Raw genomic sequence first — 11829 nt, forward strand, 5'->3', positions numbered from 1 at the left:
CCTGTTCAGGCGTTGGGGGTATAGGGATGCGCCGCTTGCCAGTGGCGCGCGATGTCGAGCCGCCGGCAGACCCAGACGCGGTCGTGGCTGGCGATGTGGTCCAGGAAGCGCTGCAGCGCCGTGATGCGGCCGGGCCGGCCCAGCAGGCGGCAATGCATGCCGATGCTCATCATCTTGGGCGCCTCGTCGCCTTCGGCATAGAGCGCATCGAAGCTGTCCTTCAGGTACTGGAAGAAGGGATCGGCGTGCGAATAGCCCTGCGGCAAGGCAAAGCGCATGTCGTTGCAGTCCAGCGTGTAGGGCACGATCAGCTGCGGCACGACGCTGCCGTCCGTCTTTCGCACGCGCATCCAGAAGGGCAGGTCGTCGCCGTAGTAGTCGCTGTCGTATTCGAAGCCGCCGTAGTCGGCGACCAGGCGCCGGGTACGCGGGCTGTCGCGGCCGGTGTACCAGCCCAGCGGCCGGCTGCCGGTCAACTGCGTGATGGCGTCCATGGCCAGGCGCATATGCTCGCGCTCGGTGGCTTCGTCTACGTGTTGGTAGTGAATCCAGCGCCAGCCGTGGCAGGCGATCTCGTGTCCCAGTTCGACGAAGGCGGCGGTCAGTTCCGGGTGGCGTTGCAAGGCCATGCCGACGCCGAACACCGTCAGCGGCAGGCCGCGCTTCTCGAACTCCCGCAGGATGCGCCAGACGCCCGCGCGCGAGCCGTACTCATAGATGCCTTCCATGCTGAGATGGCGTTCCGGATAGCTGGCGGGGTTGAACATTTCCGACAGGAACTGTTCGGACCCGGCGTCGCCATGCAGCACGCTGTTCTCGCCGCCTTCCTCGTAATTCAGCACGAACTGCACCGCGATGCGCGCCTGCCCCGGCCAGCGCGCATGCGGCGGATTGCGGCCGTAGCCGGCCAGGTCGCGGGGGTAGGGGAGCGTGGAATCGTAGGCGGTCATGAACAGGCGGGCGGAGTGCGCCGGCGCGTGGCGGCCGGGCGTGGGTTGGCGGACGACTTCCTCATGATCAGCACCATAGCTGGAAATCCTGGTTTTGTATACAAACTATGTACATGATTTTTCCCTGACTGAAACGGCGCCACGGAAAAAGTGCGGGCAGGAAAAAGCCCAGCCGGCGGATACGCCGGCTGGGCTGCGCTTCCTGCATCCATCATGGGCGCGGACGGCGGGGGCTGGCAAGCCCTGCCATTCGAGGCCGGCCGCTCAGCGCAGGTCGCCGCAAGGCCAGGCGAAAGCGCCGTAGGCGCCCTTATCCGTTGCGGTAGAGAAAGCTGTAGGCGTTGATCGCCGGCACCCCTCCCAGGTGCGCATACAGAACCCGCGAGCCGGCGGGAATCTCGCCGCGGCGGATGATGTCCATCATGCCCTGCATGGATTTTCCTTCGTAGACCGGGTCGGTCATCATGCCCTCGAGCCGGGCGCACAGGCGGATGGCCTCGTTGGTCTCGGCCGACGGCAAGCCGTAGGCGGGATAGGCATAGCGGGTGTCCAGCACCACGTCGCGCTCCTCGATGGCAGTTTCCAACCCGACCAGGTCGGCGGTCCGCCGCGCGATGCGCAGGATCTGCGCCCGGGTCTGCTCGGGCGTGCCCGAGGCGTCGATGCCGATGACGCGGTCGGCGCGCCCATCGGCTGCAAAGCCCACCACCATGCCGGCCTGAGTGCTGCCAGTAACCGCGCATACCACGACATAGTCGAACTTGAATCCCAGCTCCGCTTCCTGGCGCCGCACTTCCTCGGCGAAGCCGACGTAGCCCAAGCCGCCCAGTTCGTGGTCCGATGCGCCGGCCGGAATCGCGTAGGGCTTGCCGCCGCGCTTGCGTACGTCCTCCAGAGCCTCCTCCCAACTGCGCCGGAAGCCGATGTCGAAACCCTGATCCACCAGGCGCACATCGGCGCCCATCAGGCGGCTCATCATGATGTTGCCGACCCGGTCGTAGACCGCGTCCGAATAGTCCACCCAGTTCTCCTGCACCAGCACGCAGGCCAGCCCCAGCTTGGCGGCCACGGCGGCCACCATGCGAGTGTGGTTGGACTGGATGCCGCCGATAGTGACCAGCGTGTCGCAGCCTTGTTCCAGGGCCTGCGGGATCAGGTATTCCAGCTTGCGCAGCTTATTGCCGCCGAAGGCAAGGCCGCTGTTGCAGTCTTCGCGCTTGGCGTAGATCTCGACCTTGCCGCCCAGGTGCGCGGACAGGCGGTCGAGCTTTTCGATGGGGGTGTCGCCGAAGGTCAGGCGATGGCGGGGAAAGCGTTGCAGATCCATGGGGGGGCTCCTGTGACGGCCGCGGTTGGCGCGGATGGAAAAATCATAGGAACTGCCTGGATATGGCGTCAATTGCGTATTTTTATGATTTTTCGAGTTCCAAGGTTATTAAATTGAATAGATGATATTTATTATTTGAAGTACAAAAATAAAAGCGAAATTTAATTTTTTAGGGACGGATTAAATGGCAGCCATTTCCAGCCTGGATCGCATCGACCGTCACATCCTGCGCGCCCTGCAGCAGGATGCGCAGATCACCAACCTTGAATTGAGCGCGCGGGTCCACCTCAGCCCCGCCGCCTGCCTGCGGCGCGTGGAAAAACTCAAGAGCGAGGGCATCATCCGGAAAACCGTGGCCCTGCTCGAGCCCGCCGAGGTCGACATGGCCACCCTGGTCATCGTCGGGGTGGTGCTGGATCGTTCCACGCCCGAGTCCTTCACCGATTTCGAAGCCGCGGCGCGCGGCATCAGCGGCTGCCTGGAATGCCACCTGGTGGCGGGCGAATTCGACTACTTCCTGATGCTGCGCATCCGCGATCTGGAACGTTTCAACAAATTGCACGCCGGCGAAATCATCAAGCTGCCGGGCGTACGCCAGATCCGCACCTTTTTCGTCCTGAAAGAGATCCTGTCGACCACCGAGTTGCCCATATGAACGAGGCTAACGCGCAACACTGGCAATTCTGTCAGTGAAAATGATGCAATGCGGCATTTTTGGTTGCCAGAAATTGATGGCGCGTAGACGGCGCAATGGAAGGTGTTCGCTGGACATTCCATTGCTGCATGACGGCATTCCGAATGGGCTTTTGCGTCACGCAAACGCAAGAAGACGTCCTTAAACTCAAAGGGCTATACTCTTATCCCATACGGCTTTTAAGGCTTGTACGCGCCTTCTGCCCCTGCTATCCGCTTAACGGGAAGCCCGTGTCGCGGAAGGTTTTCCTGCATCGTGTCGAGTGAAGCACTCGTAAAGGTGAAGCGATATGTCTTCGGAAATAGAATCTCTATCCACGTCTTATCTCTTTGGGGGTAACGCCCCTTATGTTGAGGAGCTTTACGAAGCCTACCTCGACAATCCCGGTTCGGTACCTGACAACTGGCGCGAATACTTCGACCAGCTGCAACACGCTCCCGCCACCGACGGCCAGGAATCCACCCGCGACCAGGCCCACGCTCCCATCGTCGAATCGTTCGCCCAGCGCGCCAAGGCCAATGCCTTCGTGCAACGCGCGGCCGAACCCGACCTGAGCGTGGCCAGCAAGCAGGTTTCGGTGCAGTCGCTGATCGCGGCCTACCGCTCGCTGGGTTCGCGCTGGGCCGATCTGGATCCGCTCAAGCGCCAGGAACGTCCCCCGATCCCCGAACTCGATCCGGCCTTCTACGGCCTGACCGAAGCCGATCTGGACCAGACCTACTCGGCCACCAACACCTACTTCACGACCGCCAGCACCATGACGCTGCGCGACATCCTGAAGGCGCTGCGCGACACGTATTGCCGCAGCATCGGTGCCGAATTCACGCACATCTCCGACCCCGCCGCCAAGCGCTGGATCCAGGAACGCCTGGAAACCACGCTGGGCGCGCCGGCCTATTCGGCCGAAGAAAAGCGCCACATCCTGCAGCAGCTGACCGAGTCCGAAGGCCTCGAGCGCTTCCTGCACACCAAGTACGTCGGCCAGAAGCGCTTCTCGCTGGAAGGCGGCGAAAGCTTCATCGCCTCGATGGACGAAGTGGTGAACCACGCCGGTGAAAACGGCGTCCAGGAAATCGTGGTCGGCATGGCCCACCGCGGCCGCCTGAACCTGCTCGTGAACATCATGGGCAAGATGCCCGGCGACCTGTTTGCCGAGTTCGAAGGCAAGCACGCCGAAGGCCTGACCGACGGCGACGTGAAGTACCACAACGGCTTCTCCAGCGACCTGTCCACCCGTGGCGGCCCGGTCCACCTGTCGCTCGCGTTCAACCCGTCCCACCTGGAAATCGTCAACCCCGTGGTCGAAGGCAGCGTGCGCGCCCGCCAGGAACGCCGCGGCGACGCCGAAGGCAAGCAAGTGCTGCCGGTGCTGGTGCACGGCGACGCGGCCTTCGCCGGCCAGGGCGTGGTCATGGAAACCCTGAACCTGGCCCAGACCCGCGGCTACGGCACGGGCGGCACCCTGCACATCGTCATCAACAACCAGATCGGCTTCACCACGTCCGACCCGCGCGACTCGCGTTCGACGCTGTATTGCACCGACGTGGTCAAGATGATCGAAGCCCCGGTGTTCCACGTCAACGGCGACGATCCCGAAGCCGTGGTGTTCGTCACCAAGCTGGCTCTGGACTACCGCCAGCAGTTCCGCCACGACATCGTCGTGGACATCGTCTGCTTCCGCAAACTGGGCCACAACGAGCAAGACACCCCGTCGCTGACGCAGCCCCTGATGTACAAGCGCATCGGCCACCACCCCGGCACGCGCAAGCTGTACGCCGACAAGCTGACCACGCAAGGCGTGCTGGCCGAAGGCGAAGCCGACCAACTGGTGAAGGACTACCGCCAGCTGATGGAAGACGGCCAGCGCACCATCGAGCCGGTGCTGACCGACTACAAGAGCAAGTACGCCATCGACTGGTCGCCGTTCCTGGGCGCCAAGTGGACCGACCAGGCCGACACCGCCGTGCCGCTGGCCGAACTCAAGCGCATCGGCGAACGCATCACCACCGTGCCGGAAGGCTTCACGGTGCACCCGCTGGTCGCCAAGCTGCTGAACGACCGCCGTACCATGGCCAAAGGCGAAATGAACCTGGACTGGGGCATGGGCGAACACCTCGCCTTCGCCACCCTGGTGTCCTCGGGCTACGCCATCCGCATCACCGGCCAGGACTCGGGCCGCGGCACGTTCACGCACCGCCACGCCGTGCTGCACGACCAGAACCGCGAACGCTGGAACGACGGCACCTACATTCCGCTGCAGAATGTCTCGGAAGGCCAGGCTCCGTTCACCGTCATCGACTCCGTGCTGTCCGAAGAGGCGGTGCTGGCGTTTGAATACGGCTACTCCAGCGCCGAACCCAACACGCTGACCATCTGGGAAGGCCAGTTCGGCGACTTCGTCAACGGCGCCCAGGTCGTGATCGACCAGTTCATCAGCTCCGGCGAAGCCAAGTGGGGCCGCCAATCGGGCCTGACCCTGATGCTGCCGCACGGCTACGAAGGCCAGGGTCCCGAGCACTCGTCGGGCCGCATCGAGCGCTTCCTGCAGCTGTGCGCCGACAACAACATGCAGGTGATCCAGCCGACCTCCGCGTCGCAGATCTTCCACGTGTTGCGCCGTCAGATGATCCGTCCGTTCCGCAAGCCGCTGGTGCTGTTCACGCCCAAGTCGCTGCTGCGCAACAAGGACGCCGGCTCCCCCCTGACCGATCTGGCAGGCGGCAGCTTCCGTCCGGTCATCGGCGAAGTCGACGAGGCCATCGACGCCAGCAAGGTCAAGCGCGTGCTGGCTTGCTCGGGCAAGGTCTACTACGATCTGGTCAACGCCCGCCGCGAGCGTGGCGCCGACAACGTGGCGATCATCCGTGTCGAACAGCTGTACCCGTTCGCGCACAAGTCGTTCGAAACGGAACTGCGCAAGTACCCGAAGGCAACCGAAGTGATCTGGGTTCAGGACGAACCGCAGAACCAGGGCGCCTGGTTCTACGTTCAGCATCATGTGTACGAAAACATGGTCGAAGGCCAGAAGCTGGGCTATGCCGGCCGCGCCGCGTCGGCATCGCCGGCCGTGGGCTACCTGGCCAAGCACCAGGAGCAGCAGAAGGCCCTGATCGAAACGGCTTTCGCGCCCAAGTTCAAGGTCATGTTGACGAAGTAACACGCGCTTGATGCACGCGCCGCGCGCGCAGGTTTCCGGGATTTGATTTCGAAGCTTGCCGCGCAGCGCGACCAGAACACAAACTTTACGGAACAAACAAAATGGCTATTACCGACGTCGTCGTCCCCCAACTCTCCGAATCCGTCTCCGAAGCGACGCTGCTGACCTGGAAGAAGCAGCCCGGCGCTGCCGTTGAAGCGGACGAAATCCTGATCGAAGTCGAAACCGACAAGGTCGTGCTGGAAGTGCCGGCTCCGGCCTCGGGCGTGCTGGCTGAAATCGTCAAGGGCGACGGCAGCACCGTCACCTCGGGCGAAGTGTTGGCCCGCATCGACACCGCCGGCAAGGCCGCCGTTGCCGCCGCCGCACCCGCCGCCGAAGCTCCCAAGGCCGCTGAGCAAGCCGCTGCCGCTCCGGCCGCCGCGCCCGCTTCGTCGGCAGCTGCCGGCGTGGCTTCGCCCGCCGCCTCCAAGATCCTGGCCGAGAAGGGCGTCGACGCCGCTTCCGTGGCCGGCACCGGCCGCGACGGCCGCGTGACCAAGGGCGACGCCCTGGCCGCCGGCGCACCCGCCAAGGCCGCTCCGGCCAAGGCCGCCGCCCCGGTCGCTCCCCCGACGCTGTCGCTGGACGGCCGTCCGGAACAGCGCGTGCCGATGAGCCGCCTGCGCGCTCGCATCGCCGAGCGCCTGCTGCAATCGCAACAGGAAAACGCGATCCTGACCACGTTCAACGAAGTGAACATGCAAGCGGTCATCGACCTGCGCAGCAAGTACAAGGACAAGTTCGAAAAAGAACACGGCATCAAGCTGGGCTTCATGTCGTTCTTCGTCAAGGCTGCCGTTGCCGCCCTGAAGAAGTACCCGCTGATCAACGCCTCGATCGACGGCAAGGACATCATCTACCACGGCTACTTCGACATCGGTATCGCTGTCGGCAGCCCGCGTGGCCTGGTTGTGCCGATCCTGCGCAACGCTGACCAACTGTCCATCGCCGACATCGAAAAGACCATCGCCGACTTTGGCCGCCGTGCGGCCGACGGCAAGCTGGGCATTGAAGAAATGACCGGCGGCACCTTCTCGATCTCCAACGGCGGCGTGTTCGGCTCGATGCTGTCGACCCCGATCATCAACCCGCCGCAATCGGCCATCCTGGGCGTGCACGCCACCAAGGATCGCGCCGTCGTCGAAAACGGCCAGATCGTCATCCGCCCGATGAACTACCTGGCGCTGTCCTACGACCACCGCATCATCGACGGCCGCGAAGCCGTGCTGGGCCTGGTCGCCATGAAGGACGCCCTGGAAGATCCGCAGCGCCTGTTGCTGGACCTGTAATCTCGACGCCCCGGCCCGGCGCCCACGCGACCCCAGGGTCTTGCGGCGCCCCGGCCGGCTTCATGCCGGCCCGCAGGGCGGGGCGTGCTCCACTCAATACCTCTACGCGAGAACACTATGTCCAAACAATTTGACGTCGTCGTCATCGGCGCGGGCCCCGGCGGCTACATCGCCGCCATCCGCGCCGCGCAGCTCGGCATGTCGGTGGCTTGCATCGACGCCTGGCAGAACGGCCAAGGCGGCCCGGCTCCCGGCGGCACCTGCACCAACGTCGGTTGCATCCCGTCCAAGGCGCTGCTGCAATCGTCCGAGCACTACGAACAAGTCAACCACCACTTCGCCGACCACGGCATCGAAGTCAAGGGCGTCAGCCTGAAGCTCGACACGCTGATCGGCCGCAAGAACACGGTGGTCAAGCAGAACAACGACGGCATCCTGTACCTGTTCAAGAAGAACAAGGTCACCTTCTTCCATGGCAAGGGCGCGTTCGCCGGCCAGGTTGACGGCGGCTGGGCCATCAAGGTCACCGGCACCGCCGAGGAAGACCTGGTTGCCAAGCACGTGGTGGTCGCCACCGGTTCGTCGGCGCGCGAGTTGCCCGGCCTGCCGTTCGACGAAAAGGTCGTGCTGTCCAACGACGGCGCGCTGAACATCGGCGCCGTGCCGAAGACGCTGGGCGTGATCGGCGCCGGCGTGATCGGCCTGGAAATGGGCAGCGTATGGCGCCGCCTGGGTTCCGAAGTCACCATCCTGGAAGCGATGCCGGAATTCCTGGCCGCCGCTGACGGTCAAGTGGCCAAGGAAGCCCTGAAGGCCTTCACCAAGCAAGGCCTGAACATCCAGATGGGCGTCAAGATCGGTGAGATCAAGGCGACCGCCAAGTCCGTCACCGTGCCTTATGTCGACGCCAAGGGCGCCGAGCAGAAGCTGGTGGTCGACAAGCTGATCGTCTCGATCGGCCGCGTGCCTTACACCGGCGGCCTGAACGCCGACACCGTGGGCCTGAAACTGGACGAACGCGGCTTCGTGGCCGTGGACGGCGACTGCAAGACCAACCTGCCGAACGTCTGGGCAGTGGGCGACGTGGTGCGCGGCCCGATGCTGGCGCACAAGGCCGAGGAAGAAGGCGTGGCGGTTGCCGAGCGCATCGCCGGCCAGCACGGCCACGTCAACTTCGACACCGTGCCGTGGGTGATCTACACCTCGCCGGAAATCGCCTGGGTCGGCAAGACCGAGCAGCAACTCAAGGCCGAAGGCCGCGAGTACAAGGCCGGCAGCTTCCCGTTCCTGGCCAACGGCCGCGCCCGCGCGCTGGGCGATACCACCGGCTTCGCCAAGGTGATCGCCGATGCCAAGACCGACGAAGTCCTGGGTGTGCACATCGTGGGCCCGATGGCCTCGGAACTGATCTCGGAAGCCGTGACCATCATGGAATTCCGTGGCGCGGCCGAAGACATCGCCCGCATCTGCCACGCGCACCCGACGCTGTCGGAAGCCGTGAAGGAAGCCGCATTGGCCGTGGACAAGCGCGCGTTGAACTTCTGATACGCGCGTAGCCGATGCAAGACGGGGGCGGGTTCACGGATCCGCCCTTTTTTCATTCTGCTTTACCTGCTCCCACATGAACGTCAGCGAATACTACGAACACGCCCTGGCCGAGCGCGGCTACCAGCCAGACGAGGCCCAGAAAAAGGCGATCGACCGGCTGCAGCGCTATTTCGACGAATGGGTCAAGTTCAAGTCGATGCGCTCGAACGCGTTGAAGAAGCTGCTGAACCGGCCCGACGTGCCGCGCGGCGTGTACCTGTGGGGCGGAGTGGGGCGGGGCAAGAGCTTCCTGATGGACGCCTTCTACGCCACCGTGCCCGTGGTGCGCAAGACGCGCCTGCATTTCCACGAGTTCATGCGTGGCGTGCACCGCGAACTCGAAGAAGTGAAGGGCATGCAGGATCCGCTGGACGAAGTGGCCAGGCGCGTGGCCAAGCGCTATCGCCTGATCTGCTTCGACGAATTCCACGTGTCCGACGTGGCCGACGCGATGATCCTGCACCGCCTGCTGTTCAAGCTGTTCGAGTACGGCACGTCCTTCGTGATGACGTCCAACTACGAACCTTCGACCCTGTATCCGGACGGGCTGCACCGCGACCGCATCTTGCCCGCCATCCAGCTGATCCAGGCGCGCATGGACATCATGAACGTGGATGCCGGCGTGGACTACCGTCGCCGTTCGCTGGAGCAGGTGCAGTGTTATCACACGCCGCTGGACGAGCATGCTCAGCAGGCACTGCAGAAAGCGTTCGACAGCCTGGCCGATACGCCGCCCCAGGACCCGGTGCTGCATATCGAGCACCGCGAGATCCGCGCGCTGGCGCTGGGCGGATCGGTGGTGTGGTTCGACTTCGCCACGCTTTGCGGCGGGCCGCGTTCGCAGAACGATTACCTGGAGTTGGCCAACCGTTTCCACGCGGTGATCCTGTCGGGCGTGCCCCGCATGGGGCCGCGCCAGGCCTCCGAGGCGCGCCGTTTCACCTGGCTGATCGACGTGTTCTACGACCACCGCGTCAAGCTCATCATGTCCGCCGAGTGCGAACCCGAGGAAATCTACACCGAGGGCGCGCTGGCCAATGAATTCCACCGCACCGTCTCGCGCATTCTGGAAATGCAGTCGCGCGAGTACCTGGAATCGGAACGCCGCCACACCGTGTCGTTGTAGCCGCGCCGCATCCGCCCGGATTTTTCGGGCGGATCTCGGTTGAAATTGGTAATACAAGTCATTATCAATTAAGATTTGGAGACTTCAGGTCCAGCACCGCAGTTTCCAACGTGTCCTCCCCCTTCCTGTCCGCATCGGCCGCGCGCACCGATACCTGTGCCGCGCCCGTCGATGGCCTGTACCGCGATCATCGCTCCTGGCTGTTCGGCTGGCTGCGCCGCAGGCTGGGTTGCGAGCACCGCGCGGAAGATCTGGCGCAGGACGTGTTCCTGCGGGTGATCCAGGGTCGCAAGGCAGTTCGCGCCGGCGATGCCCGAGCGCTGCTGACCACCATCGCGAAGGGCCTGGTGGTGGACCATCAACGGCATGCGGCGCTGGAACGGGCATACCTTGCCTATCTGTCCGCCATCCCCGAGGCCTACGCGCCGTCTCCCGAAGAGCAGGCCGAGCAATTGCAATCGCTGGCGCGGCTGGATCGCCTGCTGGACGGACTGCCGCCGAAGGCCCGGTCCGCATTCCTGCTGTCGCAGCTCGACGGCCTGACCTATCCCGAGATCGCCCGGCGGCTCGAAATTTCCCTGAGTTCGGTGCAGCAGTACATGGTGCGCGCCATGACCGCGTGCTACGCGGCGTTTGATGACTAGCGCCGCGGATCCGGTGGCGGATCAGGCGATCGCCTGGTGGGTGCGGCTGCAATCTGGAATGGCCGGTGTGGGCGAGCGGCAGTCGTGCGAGGCATGGCTGGCGCAGGATCCCGCGCACCGCCAGGCCTGGGACCGCCTGCAGCGCATCAGCCAGGATGCGCGCCGCGTGCCGGCGGCGTTGGCGCATTCCGCGCTATCCGCGCCTCGGTCGAATGGACGTCGCGCGGTGCTACGTGGATTGCTGGCTATCGGCGGCACGGCCGTCACCGGCTGGGCGGGCTATCGCCATGCGCCGTGGCAACGCTTGGCCGCCGATCTCAGCACCGGCGTCGGCGAACGGTTGGCGGTCGCGGTGGCCGATGGGCTGCACATCACCTTGAACAGCGACAGCGCGGTGCGCCTGCACTTGCAGGGCGATGCCCGCGGCATGGACCTGCTGCGCGGCGAAGTGCTGGTACGGACTGAAATGCGACCCGCCATGGCGGCGTTGCGCGTGGACACGGGCCATGGGGAATTGCGCGCCGAACGGGCGCGCTTTGATTTGCGGCGCACGGCCGAAGGCGCACGACTGGGCGTGTACGAAGGCAGCGTGGTGCTGTTGCGCGCCGGCGTGGCCACGCACGCGGAAGCGGGCGAGCGCCTGGAGTTCTCCGGGCACGGCGAAGTCGGCCGCCGCGCATCCGATCCCGACCGACTGGCCTGGACCGACGGGCTGGTGGTGGCCAAGGACTGGCGCCTGGACTACTTCGCCCAGTACCTGGCCCGCCAGCGCCTGGGCATGATCCGGGTGGATCCGGCGGTGGCCGGCCTACGCTTGTCGGGCGTGTTTCCGCTGGACGATGCCGAACGCGCGCTCAAGGCGCTGGAGCCTGCCTTGCCCATCCGCGTGACGCGGCATACGCAGTACTGGCTGCAGGTCGGTCCGCGCGAGGCTTGAGCGTTACAAATTTTCTTGCCTGCGGCTTGCAGGATTTCCGATCCCGTACGGAAGGCAGGGATAGATACCACCGTAC

General features: G+C 64.6%; 9 protein-coding genes. 7 read left to right on the plus strand and 2 right to left on the minus strand.

The window, feature by feature from the left end; translation table 11 throughout:
* Positions 1 to 5: 5 nt before the first annotated feature.
* Together puuE and AXYL_RS08160 are read right to left on the minus strand one after the other, a co-directional pair.
* The gene (puuE, locus tag AXYL_RS08155) at positions 6 to 950 is read right to left on the minus strand and encodes an allantoinase PuuE (protein WP_013392320.1); all 945 of its coding nucleotides are present in this window, start codon (positions 948 to 950) and stop codon (positions 6 to 8) included.
* Between the two features lie 310 nt (positions 951 to 1260).
* Positions 1261 to 2277, minus strand: a complete 1017-nt coding sequence (locus AXYL_RS08160) for a 1-aminocyclopropane-1-carboxylate deaminase (protein WP_013392321.1) — start codon at positions 2275 to 2277, stop codon at positions 1261 to 1263.
* Positions 2278 to 2461: 184 nt separating this feature from the next.
* Here AXYL_RS08160 and AXYL_RS08165 point away from each other — a divergent pair, with 184 nt between their 5' ends.
* The 7 genes from AXYL_RS08165 (at position 2462) to AXYL_RS08195 (ending at position 11753) form a co-directional block, all read left to right on the plus strand.
* Positions 2462 to 2932, plus strand: a complete 471-nt coding sequence (locus AXYL_RS08165) for an Lrp/AsnC family transcriptional regulator (RefSeq protein ID WP_013392322.1) — start codon at positions 2462 to 2464, stop codon at positions 2930 to 2932.
* A gap of 328 nt (positions 2933 to 3260) precedes the next feature.
* Positions 3261 to 6128, plus strand: coding sequence for a 2-oxoglutarate dehydrogenase E1 component (locus AXYL_RS08170; RefSeq protein ID WP_013392323.1), 2868 nt, complete (start codon positions 3261 to 3263; stop codon positions 6126 to 6128).
* A gap of 101 nt (positions 6129 to 6229) precedes the next feature.
* Complete coding sequence (odhB, locus tag AXYL_RS08175) at positions 6230 to 7459, plus strand: 2-oxoglutarate dehydrogenase complex dihydrolipoyllysine-residue succinyltransferase (protein WP_013392324.1); 1230 nt, start codon at positions 6230 to 6232, stop codon at positions 7457 to 7459.
* Between the two features lie 117 nt (positions 7460 to 7576).
* Positions 7577 to 9004 carry a dihydrolipoyl dehydrogenase gene (lpdA, locus tag AXYL_RS08180; protein WP_013392325.1) on the plus strand — a complete coding sequence of 476 codons (1428 nt, stop codon included), beginning with the start codon at positions 7577 to 7579 and terminating at the stop codon, positions 9002 to 9004.
* 76 nt (positions 9005 to 9080) lie between these two features.
* The gene (gene zapE / locus AXYL_RS08185) at positions 9081 to 10172 is read left to right on the plus strand and encodes a cell division protein ZapE (protein ID WP_013392326.1); all 1092 of its coding nucleotides are present in this window, start codon (positions 9081 to 9083) and stop codon (positions 10170 to 10172) included.
* 110 nt (positions 10173 to 10282) lie between these two features.
* Positions 10283 to 10816 carry a sigma-70 family RNA polymerase sigma factor gene (locus AXYL_RS08190; protein WP_013392327.1) on the plus strand — a complete coding sequence of 178 codons (534 nt, stop codon included), beginning with the start codon at positions 10283 to 10285 and terminating at the stop codon, positions 10814 to 10816.
* Positions 10809 to 11753, plus strand: a complete 945-nt coding sequence (locus AXYL_RS08195; RefSeq protein WP_013392328.1) for a FecR domain-containing protein — start codon at positions 10809 to 10811, stop codon at positions 11751 to 11753. Before AXYL_RS08190 ends, AXYL_RS08195 begins: the two co-directional genes overlap by 8 nt.
* Positions 11754 to 11829 lie beyond the last annotated feature (76 nt).

This window comes from Achromobacter xylosoxidans A8, assembly GCF_000165835.1.
Classification (GTDB): Bacteria; Pseudomonadota; Gammaproteobacteria; order Burkholderiales; family Burkholderiaceae_B; genus Achromobacter; species Achromobacter xylosoxidans_B.